Source organism: Pseudonocardia sp. OZ21 (assembly GCF_059359135.1).
In genome coordinates this window covers 118,389-134,154 of record NZ_JCADBN010000001.1, presented here as the reverse complement: position 1 = coordinate 134,154, position 15,766 = coordinate 118,389, and the positions used below count along the sequence as shown (strand labels likewise).

Here is a 15,766-nt window from a genome sequence, read left to right as displayed (position 1 = left end):
GGGGCGCCACACGGCCCGACAGAGGGCAGGGTGAGCCCGTGGTGCCGCCGCCGACCGTGCCGGTCCGGGAGAGCACCGGGAGGCGGCTCGGTGGCAGGGGAGTCGGGCTGCGCCCTCGGCTGACTCTCGTCAGCACGGTCGTCGTGGCGTCGGTGAGCGCGCTGCTGCTGTGGCTGGGCTGGCTGCTGGTCGGTGGTGTGGCCCGGGCCGTTCCCTCGCTGCCGCCCGGCACGACGGTGCGGGTGGGGGACGTGGCCGTGCCCGCCGAGCAGCTCCAGGACGCCGTCGGGGCCGCCGCGCGGGCCGACGTGCTGCGAGCCGGGCTGATCGCGTTCCCGCTCCTCGTCGTCGCCGCCGCGGTGGTGTCCTGGGTGCTGGTCGGCCGGGTGCTGGGCCCGCTGCACGCGGTCACGGCCACGGCCCGGCGGCTGACCGTCGAGTCGCTGGACACCCGTACCGGGCTGCGGGACGCCCGTGGAGAGGTCGCCGAGCTCGCCGCGGGCTTCGACGCGATGCTGGACCGGCTGCAGGCGGCGTTCGACGCTCAGCGGCGGTTCGTGGCCAACGCGAGCCACGAGCTGCGCACCCCGCTGGCGGTGCTGCGCACCGAGGTGGACGTCACGCTGGCCGACCCCGATGCCGACGTCACCGAGCTCCGGCGGATGGCCACGGTCGTGCGGGACGCCACCCGGCGCGCCGACGACCTCATCGCGGGGCTGTTGCTGCTGGCCCGCACCGAGGGGGCCGAGCTGGCCGACGTGCGGCCCGTCGACCTCGCCGAGCTCGTCGCCCCCGCACTGGCGGGTGTCCGCGCGGACGCGGCCCGGCGGGGGCTGCGGGTGCAGGTCCGCACCGTGGCCGCGCCGTCCTGGGGCGACCCGGTGCTGCTCGAGCGCGTGGCCGGGAACCTGCTGGAGAACGCGGTGCGGCACAACGTGGCGGGCGGCTGGGTGGACGTCTGCACCGGGATGCGTGACGGCTTCGCCGAGCTGCAGGTCGCCTCCAGCGGTCCGGTGATCCCGGCGGACCGGGTGCCGGAGCTGTTCGAGCCGTTCCGTCGGGGTCCGGTGGAACGCACCGGTGACGCCCCCGGTTCCGGGCTGGGGCTCTCGATCGTGCGCGCCGTGGTGCAGGCCCACGGTGGGCTGGTGCGCGCCGAGCCGGTGCCCGGTGGGGGGCTGGCGGTGACGGTGCGGCTGCCGGCCGGTTGATCAGCTGTGGGCCTGTAGCGCCGTCTCCAGGTGGGGGGTCAGCAGCTCGATCTGCCACGGCCGGGCGCCACCGGCGCGCAGCGCTGCGGCCACGTCGCCGTCGGCGGGTGGGGTCCAGCACAGGCGGCGGAGGAGGTCGGGCTGCAGGAGGTTCTCCACCGGCACCGACCGTTCCAGTCCGACGGCGACGATGGCGGCGCGGGCCGCGGTGAGGCGGGCGGCGGCGTCGGGGTCGCGGTCGGCCCAGCGACCCACCGGAGGCGGCCCGTCGGCGGGCGGGGTGACCGCGGGCAGCGCCGCGGCGTCGAGCTGGGTGGCCTGCTGCAGCGCGGCGAACCAGTAGGAGGTGAGGCGCCGCTGGGCCCGGCCCCGGAACACCGGGAGCGCCGCGAGGTCGCCGGGGCTGGCCGGCGCGCTCGCGGCAGCCTCGATGATCGCGGAGTCGGGGAGGACCCGGCCCGGTGCGATGTCGCGTTCGGCGGCGAGCCGGTCGCGCGCCTCCCACAGGGCCCGCACGGCCGCGAGTGCGCGGGGCTTGCGCAGCTTGTGCAGGCCGGAGGTGCGCCGCCACGGCTCGGCACGCGGCTGGGGCGGCCCGGCGGTGCGGACCGCCTCGAACTCCTGCATGGCCCAGTCCAGCTTGCCCTGCTCGGCGAGCAGCCCGGCGAGCACGTTGCGCAGCTCGACCAGCACCTCGACGTCGAGCGCGGCGTAGACGAGCCAGTCCTCGGGCAGCGGGCGGCGGGACCAGTCGGCGGCGCCGTGGCCCTTCTCCAGGCTCAGGCCCAGCATCTGCTCGACCAGCGGGCCGAGACCGACGCGGGGGAGCCCGGCGAGCCGTCCGGCCAGCTCGGTGTCGAAGAGCGAGGACGGGATGAGGCCCGTCTCGGCGAGGCACGGCAGGTCCTGGTTGGCCGCGTGCAGCACCCATTCCGGCCCGGCCAGCGCCGGCACGAGCTCGGACAGGTCACTGCGCAGCGGAATCGGGTCGATCAGGGCCGTACCCGCACCGACGCGACGTAGTTGTACGAGATACGCGCGCTGCGAGTACCGGAAGCCGGAGGCTCGTTCGGCGTCGACAGCGATCGGCCCACTGCCCGCCGCGAAAGCCTCCGCGGTGCGCATCAGCGCGGCCCGGTCGCCGACGACGCGCGTCAGCCCGTCCCGGGGTGCCAGCAGCGGTACTGCTGCCGGAGCGTCCGGCCGAACGGCCTGCTCTTCTTCGTGCTGCGGATCTGCGGTCAGCGGATGACCCCGGCCCGCATCGCCAAGGCGACCATCTGAGCTCTGTCGCCCGTGCCGAGCTTGCGCCCGATCCGGGAGAGGTGGCTCTTCACCGTGAGCGCCGACAGGCTCAGCGCCTCACCGATCTCCTTGTTGGACTGCCCGTCAGCCACCAGTTGCAACACCTCCACCTCACGGGCGGAGAGCTCGCGTGGTGTGTTGTCGGTGCCCGGCACGCGGGTGCCCGTGGCAAGCAGGGGGGCCACCGTGGGATCGGCGTACACCCCGCCGTCCAGCACACGCTTGACGCCGTCGGTGACGATCGCCGCCGAGGCCGACTTCAGCAGGTAGGCCTGCGCACCGGCCTGGAACGCCGAGCGCACCGCGTACGGGTCGTCCGAGGACGCCAGTACGACGAGCCGGTTCCAGCCCAGCGACCGGAGTTCGGTCACCAGGTCGAGCCCGCTGCCGTCAGGCAGCCCGAGATCGAGGATCGCGAGATCGCACGGCCCGTTGGCGTGCGCCCGGGCCCGGGCCTCGGCCACCGAGGCGGCTTCGTACACCGTGCCTGCGCCCATGGAACGCAGCCGCGCGGCGATCGCCTCGCGAAGAAGCGGGTGGTCGTCGACCACCAGCACCGAGAAAAGCTCTTCCCGCGGATGCGGGACCATCGCGGGCGACAGCACAGCACCTGGAGTGCCGCGAACTGGTGCGCCCTGGCCCACAACGGCCACGTCACTACCTCCCTGGAGTCGGTCGTTGCCCCCCGACCGGCACCAGACCCCCGGTCGATGAAGCTGTCGCCCGACCGCCCGAGGAGGTGTCGTGGAGGAAGCGTAGCCCCCCAAGCGGTCTAACGTCGTGTGGTGGTTCGAAGTTCTCCGGGTGAAAGTTACAGCGTTGTCGATATCCATCCACCCGACCGGGTGACGGAAGGGATCACCCGAGGCATCGAAGTCGCAGGTAGCAGCCGAATCAGACCGTTCGGTGGGCAAGTGGAAGTACCCCGACCGGAGGTAAGCCGGCCGCCGACGCGATCAGAGCGCAGAATGCCTCTGCGTGACGGGACAGATCCGGACCGGTAGGAGTCCACGACGCACGCAGCTCCACGTCGTCGTCGCGGCGGGGTCCTGCGATGTCGCCGAAACGCACCGATGAGGTCTGGGTGACGGTGCCGCCGAGTGCCACGTACTCGGCGTGGCGCGCCTCGAGGGCCTCCGTGAGCCACGACCACCCGACCACGGGCAGCATCTCGTCCCCGAGCTGCTCCGGATCGAGGCGGGCCTGCACGAAACAGACCAGCCGGAAGGTGCCCTCCCAGGCGTCCTGGCCTGCGGGATCGTGCAGAAGGATCAGCCTGCCCGAGGTGTCCGGTTCGTCCAGTTCCTCGCCGGGGCTGCGGCCCGCGTCCGCCTCGACGCTGAAGGCCCACGTGTACGGGGCGAGCCGGGGAGGTGCATCGAGCGCGGCCACGATCAGCTCCGGTCTCGGCCGGATGGCGCGCAGCGAGGCGACCGCCTCCAGGAACTCTGGCGGTGGTGTGGTCGTTGCGGGCACGAGTGCTGACTCTAGGTCGCTCTCCGTGTTCGGGTGACGAGGCGCGCCGCGCGATCGCACGCCCGACCGTGCACGGACGGGTGATCCATTCGGGGGGCGTGCGACGATGAGGTCATGAAGCTCGACTCCGCGAGCGGTCTCGCGCCTACGGAGCGGCGGGACCTGCGGTCCGCGCCGCTGCTCGCCGCGGTGCGAGGAGAGGCTCCTTCGCACGTCCCGGTGTGGTTCATGCGGCAGGCCGGGCGTTCGCTACCCGAGTACCGCGCGCTGCGCGTCGGCACCGGGATGCTGCAGTCCTGCCTGACGCCGGATCTGGCGTGCGAGATCACGCTCCAGCCGGTGCGCCGCCACGGCGTCGACGCTGCGGTCCTGTTCAGCGACATCGTCGTGCCGCTCTACATCGCTGGCGTCGGCGTGGACATCGTGCCGGGCACCGGGCCGGTGGTCGCCCACCCCGTGCGCACGATGGCCGACGTCGAGCGCATCCCGTCGTTGCACGCCGAGCAGGCCGCCCCGGTGGCCGCGGCGATCGGCCTGCTGCTGCGGGAGCTGGGTGACACCCCGCTGATCGGCTTCGCCGGCGCCCCCTTCACGCTCGCCTCCTACCTCGTGGAGGGCGGCCCCAGTCGCAACCACGAACGCACCAAGGCCCTCATGCGGTCCGCGCCCGAGGTCTGGCACGCGCTGATGGCCCGCCTCGCCGAGTCGTGCTCGGTGTTCCTGCGGGCCCAGATCGACGCGGGCGTCGACGTCGTCCAGCTGTTCGACTCGTGGGCCGGTGCGCTCTCGGAGCGCGACTACCGCCACTACGCCCTGCCGTACTCCACCCGCGTGCTCGAGGGGCTCGCCGACACCGGCGTGCCGCGGATCCACTTCGGCGTGGGCACCGGCGAGCTGCTGGGTGCCATGGCCGAGGCCGGGGCCGACGTCGTGGGCGTCGACTGGCGGATCCCGCTCGACGTGGCGGCCCGCCGGGCCGGCGGTACCCATCCGGTGCAGGGCAACCTCGACCCGGCCGTCCTCTTCGCCGACCAGGAGTCGATCGAGGCCGAGACGCGCCGGATCGTCGACGAGGGCCGCCGCACCCCCGGGCACGTGTTCAACCTCGGCCACGGGGTGCTTCCCGAGACCGATCCGGACGTCCTCACCCGGCTCGTCGAGCTGGTGCACAGCCTGCGGCCGTGACGGTCCCCACCGTGCCCGTTCGACCCGTGCCCGCGCACCGCGCTCCGCATGTCGCCGTCGTCGGAGGCGGCGTGTCGGGGCTCGCCGCGGCGCACCGGCTGCGGGTCCGCCTCGGCCCCGCCGCCACCATCACCGTCCTCGAGCAGCGCGACCGCGTGGGTGGCGTGCTGCACACCGTCGACCTGGCCGGCGCACCCTTCGACGTCGGCGCGGAGGCGTTCCTGGCCCGGCGCCCGGAGATGCCGCTGCTGCTGGGCGAGCTCGGCCTCTCCGACGCGCAGGTGCACCCCACGGCGGCCACGGCATCGCTGCGGGTGAACGGGCGCACCACGGCGCTGCCCGGCGCCACCCTGCTCGGGGTGCCGACGAGCGCCGCCCGGCTGGACGGGCTGCTCTCCGCCCCGGGACTGGCCGCTGTCGCGGCCGAGCCGGCCCTGCCGCTGCACTGGGAGCCCGGGGCGGACACGGCGCTGGGCGGCCTGCTGCGCGAGCGGTTCGGCGCCGAGATCGCCGACCGGCTCGCCGACCCGCTGCTGGGCGGGGTCTACGCGGGACGGGTCGACTCACTGGGCCTGCGGCCCACGATCCCCGCCCTCGCCGCCGCCCTCGACGCGGGAGCCCCGTCGCTCACGGCGGCGGCCGACGCGGCCACCGTCCCGCCCCGGAACCCGAAGCCGTCGTCCGAGGGGCCGCCCGCGCGGCCCACCCCGGTGTTCGGCGCGCTGACCGGCGGCTACCGCACGCTCCTCGACGCGCTGTCCCGCGCCGCCGCGGCGGAGGTGCGGCTCGGCACCACCGTCCGCGACCTGCAGCGCCGTGAGACCGGCTGGCGGCTCGTGCTCGGCCCCACCACCGCACCCGAGATGCTCGACGTGGACGCCGTGGTGCTCGCGGTCCCCGCCCCCGCCGCGGCCCGGCTGCTCGCCGTGGTGGCGCCGGTCGCGGCCCGGGCCGCTGCAGAGGTCGAGCTGGCCTCCTCGGTGGTGGTCGCCTTCGCCTACCGCCCCACCGACGCCGCCGGACTGCCGCCCACCTCCGGCGCACTGGTCGCCACGGGGGAGCCGCTGTCGGTGAAGGCCTTCACGCACTCGACGAACAAGTGGGCCCACCTGTCTCCCGACGGACTCGTCCGGTTGCGGGCCAGCCTCGGCCGCTTCGGGGAGGCCGCCACCCTGCAGGTCGACGACGCCGAACTCGTCCGCCGCGCACGTGCCGACCTCGCGGCGCTCACCGGGATCACCGCCGAGCCCGTCGCGGCCCACGTCCAGCGCTGGGGTGGGGGGCTGCCGCAGTACGGCGTGGGCCACCTCGACCGCGTGCGGACCATCGAGGACGAGCTCCCGATGGGGCTCGCCGTGGCCGGCTCGGCCCTGCACGGCGTCGGGGTGCCCGCCTGCGTCGGGACGGCCCGCGCGGCCGCTGAACGGCTCGTGGCGCATCTCACGGCGCAGACCGCTCCGGTCTGACAGCCCCGTTCCGGGGGCGTGGCCAGCGGCCCGTGAGGACGGCGCCGCTCGCTCCGAGATGATGTCCGTCCGGTGGTCGGCGAGCGCCCGTCGCCGGCCGGCCGGCCCCGGCCCGCGTGGCAGGATGGGGCCATGGCGCGCCTCGACTACACCGAGCTGAACAGCACCATCCGCTACACGATGTGGTCGGTGTTCCGCGTGGAGCCGGGACGGCTGGGCGAGGACCGCGCCGAGGCCGCCGGCCAGTTCACGGAGTTCCTCGACGCGCTCGCCGACAAGGGTGTGGCCGTCCGCGGCGTGTACGACCTCGCCGGGCTGCGCGCCGACGCCGACTTCATGATCTGGTGGCACGCCGACAACGTCGAGGCACTGCAGGCCGCGTACGCCGACCTGCGCCGCACCACCGCGCTCGGCCGCGCCACCGTGCCGGTCTGGAGCCAGGTGGCGCTGCACCGGCCGGCCGAGTTCAACAAGAGTCACCTGCCCGCGTTCGTCGCGGGGGAGGACCCGAAGCGCTACGTCTGCGTCTACCCGTTCGTGCGCTCGCTCGAGTGGTACCTGCTGCCCGACGACGAGCGCCGCCAGATGCTCGCCGACCACGGCATGCAGGCGCGGGGCTACCCCGATGTGCGGGCCAACACGGTGCCGTCGTTCGCGCTGGGCGACTACGAGTGGATCCTCGCCTTCGAGGCCGACGAGCTCGACCGCATCGTCGACCTCATGCGGCACCTGCGCGCCACCGAGGCCCGCAGGCACGTCCGGGAGGAGACGCCCTTCTTCACCGGGCCGCGGGTGCAGCCGGGCGAGCTCGTCGCCACCTTCCCCTGATCGGCCCCTGATCGATCGCGCCCCTGGTCAGGGACACGGCTCGAAGAGGCGGCGCGTGTCGTTCTCCGAGGGCGCGCCCGCGGCGGCGTAGGCGGCCGCGTCGGAGAACCGGCAGCCGAAGGCGGGGTCGGCAACGGCCGCGCGGTCGGTCACGTCGTCACCGTCGGGCCGCGTGCCGTCGGTCACCCACGCCACCAGGTCGTCCCACGCCCGGCCCGCCTCCACGGGGGAGAACTCGCAGTGGCCGGTGGCGCGGACGGCCCGCTGCACGAGAAGCTCGGAACGGCCTGCCTCGGCCACCTCGGCCGCGTAGACCTGTTCCATCGAGAACGGCACGAAGAGGTCGCCGAGACCGTGCAGCGACAGCACGGGCACATCCGGCGTGCCGGCCACCTGCGCGACGGGGGTGAGGTCGTCGGACTCCCGGGTGCGCGCGTCGGCCACCGGAACGCGCTGCACGGCGGTGTCGAGGTCGACGGGCTCGTCCGGCGCGTAGTCGGTGTCCACGTTGCCCGCCACGAGCCCGGGGTCGGCGGCCACCCCGTCGACGGGCGTCTCGGCGGTGTCGGGCACGCCGAGGTCGAACAGGAAGTCCTTCCAGTAGCCGAACGCGGCGTCGGCGCCGGGCCGCTGACCGCCGGAGTCGAGGACGGTGGCCGCGCGCAGCTGCTCGGCCGCCGGGGTGCCGACGGCCGGGTTGCCCGGAGCGAGCCCCAGACCCGCGTAGATCTTCGGGAGCACGGCGGTGGCGTAGTCCGGGCCCGCCGGGTACGCGGGCACCCCGGCCAGCGCGCCTGCCGCGAGCTGGAAGTCGAGGAAGTAGTCGAACAGCTCGTGGTCACCGAGCACGCCGCACATCGGCAGCGCGCCGTCGTAGGCGCCCGGGTTCTCCTCCAGCGCCCGCGCCACGACGTGCCCGCCCATCGAGACGCCGGCGAGATACGTCCGCTCCGGGGCACCCACCAGCTCGCTGAACTCCGCCGCCAGCTCAGAGGTGGAGCGGACGCCGGAGGCGATGTCGTAGCCGTTGCGGTCGTACGACGACGACGCCCACGCGTACCCCTGCGCGGCGAACCGCTCGCGCAGCCCGTACGGCGGTGCGTCGACGGTGAGCTCGGGGCCGTTGCCGCGGAAGCCGTGCGCCCACATCACGAGGTCGCCGTTCCACTGCGGCGGCACCTCGACGGCGTAACCCGCGTTCCGGTGGATGCCGGCGAGCACCCTGGTCTCGCCGCCGCCCGCCGGAAGCGGGGCGAGGTCGGGGAGCACGATCGTGTAGCCGGGTCGTGCTCTGCTCTCGTCCGGTGGTTCGGCCGGCGCTGCCGCTCCCGTCGATGCGCTGCACCCGATGAGGCCGGCCAGCAGGATCAGCAGCGGACGGGGACGCGGCATCGAGAACCTCCGGCGACGTCGACAGGGTTGATCACATCCCTACCGGTTGCGCGCGCCGGAGGCCAGAGGCCGCGGAGCTCGATTACGCGTCGGGTTCCAGGCGCAGCGAGATCGAGTTGATGCAGTAGCGCAGGTCGGTGGGGGTGCCGTAGCCCTCGCCCTCGAAGACGTGCCCGAGGTGGCTGTGGCAGGTGGCGCAGACCACCTCGACGCGCTTCATGCCCAGGCTGACATCGGTGCGCTCGATGACGGCGTCGCCTGCCAGCGGGGTGAAGAACGACGGCCACCCGCAGTGCGACTCGAACTTGGTGTCGGAGCGGAACAGCTCGGCCCCGCAGGCGCGACAGGAGTAGACGCCGGAGGTCTTCGTGTCGGTGTACTCCCCGGTGAACGCGCGCTCGGTGGCCGCCTTGCGCAGCACCTGGTACTCGGCGGGGGTGAGCTGTTCGCGCCACTCGGCGTCGGTCTTGACGACCTTCGGGTCGGGCTCGGCGAGCTGGTGGTCGGCGTGGACGGGATCCATGCGCTCCAGAGTATGTCCGGATCCCGGCGCCGCGCAGATCCACTCATGACGGGGTCATTACGGTGGCTCTACAGCCAGGTGACCAGCACGAACGTCAGGACGTCCCACACCAGGTGCGCCGCCACGGCGAGCAGCAGCAGCACCACCAGCACCGCGGCCCACCGGCGCTCACCCTGGGCGCGGTTGGCGCAGTCGGCGAAGTCGCTCACGCCGTGGAGGTAGCCCTCCACCGTGTACGCGGGCCGGTTGGTCTGCATGCGGTCGAGGTGGGCGGCGAACGCCTGGGCCTCGGGGTCGTCGGGGTCCATCCCGACCAGTTCGCCGTCGAACTGCCGTGACCGGGTCGAGCGGTCCGGCTCGTGAAGTTCGGGCATCCGCCGAGGGTAGCCGGTAGCGTGCGCCGACGTGGCGAGCAAGAGCGCGGTGCTGCTCACTGTCCCCGGGCCGAACGGCTCCCGCGAGGTGCGGCTGACCAGCGCGGACAGGGTGTACTTCCCGGAGCGGGGGATCACCAAGGGCGAGGTGGTGGAGTACTACCGCGCCGTGGCCGAACCGCTGCTGGGGGTGCTGCGTGAGCGCCCCACCAACCTCAAGCGCTATCCCGACGGCGTCGAGGGTGAGCCGTTCTACTCCAAGCGGCTCCCGAAGGGCGCCCCGGACTACGTCGAGACGGCGCGGGTGACGTTCCCCAGCGGTCGCGTCGCCGACTCCCTGTGCCCCACCGAGCCCGCGGTGCTGCTGTGGGCGGCGAACATGGGCACGTTCGACTTCCACCCCTGGCCGGTGCGTCGCGCCGACACCGACCACCCCGACGAGCTCCGCATCGACCTCGACCCGCAGCCGGGCACCGACTTCGCCGATGCGAAGGAGGTGGCGGCGGTGCTGCACGGGGTGCTCGACGAAGCAGGCCTCGTCGGCTGGCCCAAGACCTCGGGCGGGCGTGGCCTGCACGTGTTCTGCCGGATCCGGCCCGAGTGGGACTTCATCGACGTCCGGCACGCCGTGATCGCGATCGCCCGCCGGGTGGCCGAGCGGCTGCCTGCGAAGGCCACGGTCGACTGGTGGAAGGAGGAGCGCGGGGAACGCGTGTTCCTCGACTTCAACCAGGCCGCCCGCGACCGCACGGTCGCGTCGGCGTGGTCGGTGCGGGGGCGGCCGCGGGCCACGGTGTCGATGCCGCTCACCTGGGAGACGCTGCCGGACGTCGAGCCGGAGGACTTCGACGTGCGCACCGTCCCCGGCCTCCTCGCCGAACGCGGCGACCCCCACGCGGGGATGGACGCCGCCGTCGGCGGGATCGAGACCGCGCTGGACTGGTACGCCGCCGACGAGCGCGACGGAGGGCTGGGGGAGATGCCCTACCCGCCCGAGTACCCGAAGATGCCGGGCGAGCCGATGCGGGTGCAGCCCTCCCGCGCGCGGCCTGCTACCAGCGGAAACAAGTCCGACTAGCGGCGAGCCGAGCGACGCATAGCGCTTACTCGCCCGATAAGGTCAACCCCAGGCCCGAGCGCCTCGACGACCTCACCGCGAGCTTCCGCCGCGATTTGCGGGCCGAGGGCAAGGCGGACCGCACCCTCGTGCTGTACGCGATGAGCGTGCGCATGCTCTCCGACTGCTGGTCGACCACGCCCGAGGGCCCGTCCTCGATATGACTCGTTCGGGAAGGTGAGCTGCCGGCGAACCCCATGAGCGGACTCGCGCCGTCAGAGGCGCCAGCACCCCGCGTTCCGGCGCTGTCCGACGAGGAGCTGTCGGCGCTGACAAGGCGTGCCAGGGGGCACGCTGGTATGACCGGCGCGATGAGGCGGTGATCTGCTTCCTGCTCGACTGCGGCCTGCGAGTGTCGGTGCTGTGCGGGCTCGCCGTGAAGGACATTGATCTCGACCGCGAGATGGCGCTGGTGACAGGCAAGGGTTCGAAGGTTCGTCCGGTCTACTTCGGCGCCCGCACCGCCCGAGCGCTGGATCGCTGGCTCCGTGAACGCCGTAAGCACCGCTGGGCCCATGCCGATGCGTTCTTCCTCGGCGAGCGCGGCCCATTTACTCCAGACGGTGTGCGCGACATGATCAAGGTACGCGGCGAGGCTGCCGGCATCCAGGACCGACTGCACCCGCACCGGTTCCGTCACACCTTCGCCCACGACTACCTGCTCAGTGGCGGACAAGGGCCTGACCTCAGGCGGCTGGCCGGCTGAACCTCCGATGTCATGTTGGAGCGCTACGGCGCGTCCGGGGCGGACGTACGGGCTCGTGAGGCAGCGAAGCGATTACGTCGGGGAGATCGAGTATGAAGCGACGTACCCACCTCGCCGACGTCGCGAACGCGGTCATCCCGGATCTGACGGTCTGGCACCGAGATCCCGCGACGCAGCAGGAGGAGACCAAGCGCGAGCAGCAGCACGCTGCGCGTGCCGCGGAGATGGCGACCTTGATCGGCAGGTCGGCCAAGCTGCGGAGGCGGCTCGCCGACCACGAGTTCCGGTGCCCCGGGGCGCGTGGTGGCCCGCGCGTACAACATTCCCGATCAAGGCGGGATGACGGGTGGCTTGCTCGTCGTCCCCGTGGAAGCGCGACGGCAAGACCGCACCACCCGCGGCACGTGGACGCGCGCGGAACCGTGGTGGCTGGGAGTGCGTCCCGGGGTCCAGCTGCACTGCCGATGCCACAGAACGTCCTGATCGGGCGTGCGCCAGGACCTCACGTTCGACTTCTCCAACTCGGCGGTCATCACCGACGAGAACGGCGCCATCGTAAACAACATGTGGCAGCACGACTCCACGTCCATGCGGGCCGTGATGCGGGTTGGGTACCACCTGGCGCAGCCGGTCACCCAGTCCGGCACGGCCGGGGTCCCGGTCTCCGTCGTGGTGCCAGCAGACCCGGCAAGCTGATCAGACTTCTGGTCGCCGTCGTTCCCCCGTGTTGTCGGCGGCGACCGGACCCGGCGCTCTCCTGCGTCTGGCACGACCGCAGGGGGTGTCCCAGCGGCGACCGTGGCCTACTTGGCGGGCCGCGGTTGTCGCCGCTCCGGCGGTGCCACGGCCGACACTGGAAGAGTCGATCACGACTTCGTCCATATCCCGCACCGCGCGGTCTCGAACAGCTCCCCAGCCTTGACCGTCGCGATCTTGGACCCGTTGCCCAGGTCGTTGTCGATGATGTCCTCGCCGTTGGCCTTGAGCCGCGCCCAGTAACACATCGCCGACGCGCCCTGCGCCGACCCCTTGGTCTTGTACTTGCCCGGCGCGATGTCCACGCCCACCTCGAACGTCCCGTCCCCGGTGATCACCGTCGCCGGCCCCGCCGGCACCGGCGGGGGAGGGGGCGTCATGGTCGTGACCGGCGCCGCGACGTAGGCGTAGGGCTTGCCGGGGCACAGGTAGTTGTGTGCGGCGTCGATGACCCACGACGTCGTCCTCGCGTCCATGATCGTCCCCTCAACGAGGGCCGCCTCCAGGATGGGCCGCGTGACGTCCGGCTTCCCGATGATCTCGCATATCTTCCGGCCCGTCGTGATCGTGTCGGCCTTGCTCAGGGCCCTGACGTTCGCAGGCAGCCACTGCGGGGCCTGCACGTCGTCGTAGAACTTGTCCTCGGGCGACTTCACCGGCGCCGTCGTCGGCGCCGCCGCCGGCTTGAACACCGTCGTGTCGGCCGGTGCGCCCGAGCACCCCGCCAGCACCGCCACGAGCGCCGCCATGATCAGTCTCTTCATTGCTGGTCCAATCACATGGTCGGGCTCCGGTCGTACTTACTACGCGCCGTGCCGGTGATCCGTTACAAACGGCGAAACAGACGAAGTAGCGATCTGCACGACCTCCGGACGGCACGTCGTTCGCAAGATCACCACGGCCATGTCCGCCCCGGTGCGGGTCCTCGCCGTCGCCGGTGCCTCCCGCGGTACCGCAGCAACGGGTTGGGACGCTGGGCAGCGCGACAGCCACCAGATACGGTGCTCATGGGCTGGACCTCTATTCCGGTCAAGGGCCCGGGGTCCGGTGCTACCAACACCGGCCGGGGCCGCCTACCCGGCCTCAGATTCGCCTGATAACCGAGGGCCCGTCGCTACCGAATGACCTGCGTAACTGCTGGTCAGCACACCGCATACCGGGTAGGCCCCCCGAAGATGCCGGGCGAACCGATGCGGGTGCAGCCCTCCCGCGCTCGACACTGACACGTGCGAAGATCCCGGTGATGCCCTGATGCGGCGGATCGGGAGACCACGGTGCTGAACGTCGTCGTCAACGGAGCGTGGGGAGTCCGGGCGGAGGGGCCGCAGCGGCTGGCCGAGCGCTGGACGGCATTCCTGTCACGTCTCGAACAGATCGATCCGACGTCGTTCGGTGGCTGGCGGGAGGCGGCGGACGACGATTCGACGGCATCCATCGTCCCGTTGACAGTGCCGGCGCTGCGCGATTACATCACCAGCAGCAATCCCGAATCCGACGCCGGCGCCGTGGGCTACACGGTGTCGCTGACCTCCTTCGGGTCCGGAATTCCCAAGGTGATCGTCCGAAGTCAGGCCGGCGGGAACTCCCCGTATGTGACGAGCTCCTGTGCCATAACCCTGCGGGCAGCCGGAATGGACGAGTCGGTGGTGCTGGTGCGCCGCTCGGCGGAGATCCTCGCAGTCCTGGCGGAGACCTGGGACATCGATCGCGGGCAGGTCTGCAACAGGGAGCAGAACGCCGCCGTCCAGACCAGATTCGGTCTCAAGAACTCGGATCCGCGGTGCGGTCGCTCGGTCTATCTCTCCGCCGACCGGGCCGCGCGCGTTCCCGAAGGGCTGCCTGGCATCTCGACGCGTACCGGACAGGGCGGTCTGATCCTCGATCTCACCCGAGGCGGCACGTTCAATCCGGACATCACGACCATTGTCGAGGTCAACCGGCGCCTGCGTGCGTCGGGTGCTCTGTACGTCGATCGGTGATGCCGAGCGAGCCGGTCACGACGCCGAGGCCGCCTGCGCGGTGTCGGCCGGCACGGTGCGGCGTTCCCTCGGGCCGAACAGCATGAGCAGCGCACCGGCGGCGGCCAGCACGCTCATGAGGACGAACCCGCTGGTGTACGTGCCGGTGCCGGACACGATGAGTCCCATGATGATCGGCGCCACGATCCCGGACAGCGCGAACGCGGCGTCGGTGAACCCGGCGGCGCTGGCCGGCTGGGCAGGCTCGGCGTCGATCGAGGCGACCCACCAGATCCCGCCGGTGATGAACCCGAACCCGACGCCGAGCGAGATGAACACCAGCGCGACGGTGAGGGTGGGATGGAGGATGATCGGGATGAGTGAGCAGGCCGACAGCAGCAGCGCGACGCCCATGATCGTGAAGCGGCTGCGGATGCTCTGCGTGCGGGCGTAGAAGCGGTCGACGACGAACCCGCCGACCAGCGCACCGACCACCCCCGCGGCCCACGGGGCCACCGAGAAGGCGCCGACGGCCGTGATGCTGAGCCCGTAGGTCGAGAGGTACTGCGGCAGCCAGTAGAGGAAGCCCCAGAACATGAAGCCCCAGGCGAAGTAGCCGGCGGCGACGATCCACAGGTTGCGGTTGGTGAGCAGTGCCCTCCAGTCGACGCGACTGCGGCTCGCCGCCTCCTCGGGCACCCGGCCTGCGGTGATGTGGGCCAGTTCGCGGTCGCCGACGTGGCGTGACTCCTCGGGGGTGTTCGCGAGCAGGCCGATCGCGGCGATCGCCCAGGCGACCCCGAGCACGGCCATCAGCCAGAAGGTGCCGCGCCAGCCGATCAGGGCGATCAGCTGGGTGAGCAGCGGACCGGCGATGAGCAGGCTGCCGGAGACCGCGACTCCACCGATGAGCGCCAGGGCGAACCCCCGCTCGACCGACGGCAGCCAGCGGCTGACGATCCGGGTCGCGGCGGGAAAGGCGGGTGCTTCGCCCGCGCCGAGGAGGATCCGCAGGAGGAGCAGCCCGGCGAACCCTCCGGCCACCGGGATGAGCGCCACGGAGATCGAGAAGATGGTGATCGCCACCATGAGCACGCGGCGCGGGCCGAAGCGGTCGACCAGCGGGCCGGACAGGAAGGCGAACACCATGTAGCCGACCGCGAAGGCGCTGCTGATGACGCCGTACTGGGCCGTGGTGATCCCGAACTCCCGCTCCAGCGGCGCGACCGCGAACGAGATCGCGCTGCGGTCGATGTAGTTGATGACGATCAGCGCGACGACCAGGGCGATCGTCGCCCAGCGAAATCGGGTCCTCATTGGCGTACCTCGCTGTGTGCTGAAACGGCGCTGTGTGCTGAAACGGCTCGCATCGAATTCGTTCCGCTGGTAGGAACGCATCCTTTTGTTCGGTCGAGCCTGGCATCTGGGAGCATTTCCGGTCAATCCGCGGCGACCGGAATTTCAGGTCT

The 15,766-nt window shown here is 72.2% G+C and carries 15 protein-coding genes and 1 pseudogene; 8 read left to right on the top strand and 8 right to left on the bottom strand.

Annotated elements, in window-relative coordinates:
• The first annotated feature begins 56 nt into the window (after positions 1–56).
• Entirely contained in the window at positions 57–1,211 is a 1,155-nt protein-coding gene (locus AC5L35_RS00710) for a sensor histidine kinase (protein WP_495058059.1), read from the top strand.
• Here AC5L35_RS00710 and AC5L35_RS00705 read toward each other — a convergent pair whose 3' ends face one another.
• The 3 genes from AC5L35_RS00705 to AC5L35_RS00695 all read right to left on the bottom strand — a co-directional run bounded on the left by AC5L35_RS00705 (position 1,212) and on the right by AC5L35_RS00695 (position 3,992).
• Positions 1,212–2,336, bottom strand: a complete 1,125-nt coding sequence (locus AC5L35_RS00705; protein WP_495057522.1) for an HRDC domain-containing protein — start codon at positions 2,334–2,336, stop codon at positions 1,212–1,214.
• A 116-nt stretch (positions 2,337–2,452) separates the two neighbouring features.
• Complete coding sequence (locus AC5L35_RS00700) at positions 2,453–3,106, bottom strand: LuxR C-terminal-related transcriptional regulator (protein WP_075949948.1); 654 nt, start codon at positions 3,104–3,106, stop codon at positions 2,453–2,455.
• 304 nt (positions 3,107–3,410) lie between these two features.
• Positions 3,411–3,992 carry a DUF3000 domain-containing protein gene (locus tag AC5L35_RS00695; RefSeq protein WP_344015332.1) on the bottom strand — a complete coding sequence of 194 codons (582 nt, stop codon included), beginning with the start codon at positions 3,990–3,992 and terminating at the stop codon, positions 3,411–3,413.
• A 114-nt stretch (positions 3,993–4,106) separates the two neighbouring features.
• Between AC5L35_RS00695 and hemE the strand changes: the two genes are divergently transcribed.
• The 3 genes from hemE to hemQ all read left to right on the top strand — a co-directional run bounded on the left by hemE (position 4,107) and on the right by hemQ (position 7,471).
• Complete coding sequence (gene hemE / locus AC5L35_RS00690; RefSeq protein WP_495057521.1) at positions 4,107–5,177, top strand: uroporphyrinogen decarboxylase; 1,071 nt, start codon at positions 4,107–4,109, stop codon at positions 5,175–5,177.
• The gene (gene hemG, locus AC5L35_RS00685) at positions 5,174–6,643 is read left to right on the top strand and encodes a protoporphyrinogen oxidase (RefSeq protein WP_495057520.1); all 1,470 of its coding nucleotides are present in this window, start codon (positions 5,174–5,176) and stop codon (positions 6,641–6,643) included. The genes hemE and hemG overlap by 4 nt, the downstream gene beginning before the upstream one ends.
• 132 nt (positions 6,644–6,775) lie before the next feature.
• On the top strand, positions 6,776–7,471 hold the full coding sequence (gene hemQ / locus AC5L35_RS00680) for a hydrogen peroxide-dependent heme synthase (protein WP_495057519.1): 696 nt from the start codon (positions 6,776–6,778) through the stop codon (positions 7,469–7,471).
• Positions 7,472–7,498: 27 nt separating this feature from the next.
• Here hemQ and AC5L35_RS00675 read toward each other — a convergent pair whose 3' ends face one another.
• The 3 genes from AC5L35_RS00675 to AC5L35_RS00665 form a co-directional block, all read right to left on the bottom strand.
• On the bottom strand, positions 7,499–8,863 hold the full coding sequence (locus tag AC5L35_RS00675) for a hypothetical protein (RefSeq protein ID WP_495057518.1): 1,365 nt from the start codon (positions 8,861–8,863) through the stop codon (positions 7,499–7,501).
• A gap of 82 nt (positions 8,864–8,945) precedes the next feature.
• Positions 8,946–9,386, bottom strand: a complete 441-nt coding sequence (gene msrB, locus AC5L35_RS00670; RefSeq protein WP_495057517.1) for a peptide-methionine (R)-S-oxide reductase MsrB — start codon at positions 9,384–9,386, stop codon at positions 8,946–8,948.
• Between the two features lie 68 nt (positions 9,387–9,454).
• Complete coding sequence (locus AC5L35_RS00665; protein ID WP_495057516.1) at positions 9,455–9,760, bottom strand: hypothetical protein; 306 nt, start codon at positions 9,758–9,760, stop codon at positions 9,455–9,457.
• Positions 9,761–9,791: 31 nt separating this feature from the next.
• On the opposite strand from AC5L35_RS00665, the gene ligD reads away from it, so the two are divergent.
• From ligD to AC5L35_RS00650, 3 genes and pseudogenes are all read left to right on the top strand, one after another.
• A complete protein-coding gene (ligD, locus tag AC5L35_RS00660; protein ID WP_495057515.1) occupies positions 9,792–10,838 on the top strand; it encodes a non-homologous end-joining DNA ligase in 1,047 nt (348 codons plus the stop codon).
• A 355-nt stretch (positions 10,839–11,193) separates the two neighbouring features.
• A pseudogene (locus tag AC5L35_RS00655) lies at positions 11,194–11,583 on the top strand (tyrosine-type recombinase/integrase); the annotation flags it as partial.
• Between the two features lie 489 nt (positions 11,584–12,072).
• On the top strand, positions 12,073–12,279 hold the full coding sequence (locus tag AC5L35_RS00650; RefSeq protein ID WP_495057514.1) for a hypothetical protein: 207 nt from the start codon (positions 12,073–12,075) through the stop codon (positions 12,277–12,279).
• Between the two features lie 170 nt (positions 12,280–12,449).
• Here AC5L35_RS00650 and AC5L35_RS00645 read toward each other — a convergent pair whose 3' ends face one another.
• Positions 12,450–13,103 (bottom strand): Rv1352/Rv1906c domain-containing protein, encoded by a 654-nt coding sequence (locus AC5L35_RS00645; RefSeq protein ID WP_495057513.1) that lies wholly within the window; start codon positions 13,101–13,103, stop codon positions 12,450–12,452.
• Between the two features lie 510 nt (positions 13,104–13,613).
• On the opposite strand from AC5L35_RS00645, the gene AC5L35_RS00640 reads away from it, so the two are divergent.
• Positions 13,614–14,318 carry an Imm52 family immunity protein gene (locus AC5L35_RS00640; RefSeq protein ID WP_495057512.1) on the top strand — a complete coding sequence of 235 codons (705 nt, stop codon included), beginning with the start codon at positions 13,614–13,616 and terminating at the stop codon, positions 14,316–14,318.
• A gap of 15 nt (positions 14,319–14,333) precedes the next feature.
• Here the strand turns inward: AC5L35_RS00640 and AC5L35_RS00635 are convergent, their stop codons facing one another.
• The gene (locus AC5L35_RS00635) at positions 14,334–15,614 is read right to left on the bottom strand and encodes an MFS transporter (protein WP_495057511.1); all 1,281 of its coding nucleotides are present in this window, start codon (positions 15,612–15,614) and stop codon (positions 14,334–14,336) included.
• Between the last annotated feature and the right edge of the window lie 152 nt (positions 15,615–15,766).

What these genes read in the sequence shown, in the direction of transcription:
- AC5L35_RS00635 (WP_495057511.1), bottom strand. Translation starts at nt 15,614, where the DNA reads ATGAGGACCCGATTTCGCTGGGCGACGATCGCCCTGGTCGTCGCGCTG.
- msrB (WP_495057517.1), bottom strand. Translation starts at nt 9,386, where the DNA reads ATGGATCCCGTCCACGCCGACCACCAGCTCGCCGAGCCCGACCCGAAG.
- hemE (WP_495057521.1), top strand. Translation starts at nt 4,107, where the DNA reads ATGAAGCTCGACTCCGCGAGCGGTCTCGCGCCTACGGAGCGGCGGGAC.
- hemQ (WP_495057519.1), top strand. Translation starts at nt 6,776, where the DNA reads ATGGCGCGCCTCGACTACACCGAGCTGAACAGCACCATCCGCTACACG.
- AC5L35_RS00705 (WP_495057522.1), bottom strand. Translation starts at nt 2,336, where the DNA reads ATGCGCACCGCGGAGGCTTTCGCGGCGGGCAGTGGGCCGATCGCTGTC.
- AC5L35_RS00645 (WP_495057513.1), bottom strand. Translation starts at nt 13,103, where the DNA reads ATGAAGAGACTGATCATGGCGGCGCTCGTGGCGGTGCTGGCGGGGTGC.
- AC5L35_RS00675 (WP_495057518.1), bottom strand. Translation starts at nt 8,863, where the DNA reads ATGCCGCGTCCCCGTCCGCTGCTGATCCTGCTGGCCGGCCTCATCGGG.
- AC5L35_RS00665 (WP_495057516.1), bottom strand. Translation starts at nt 9,760, where the DNA reads ATGCCCGAACTTCACGAGCCGGACCGCTCGACCCGGTCACGGCAGTTC.
- AC5L35_RS00700 (WP_075949948.1), bottom strand. Translation starts at nt 3,106, where the DNA reads ATGGTCCCGCATCCGCGGGAAGAGCTTTTCTCGGTGCTGGTGGTCGAC.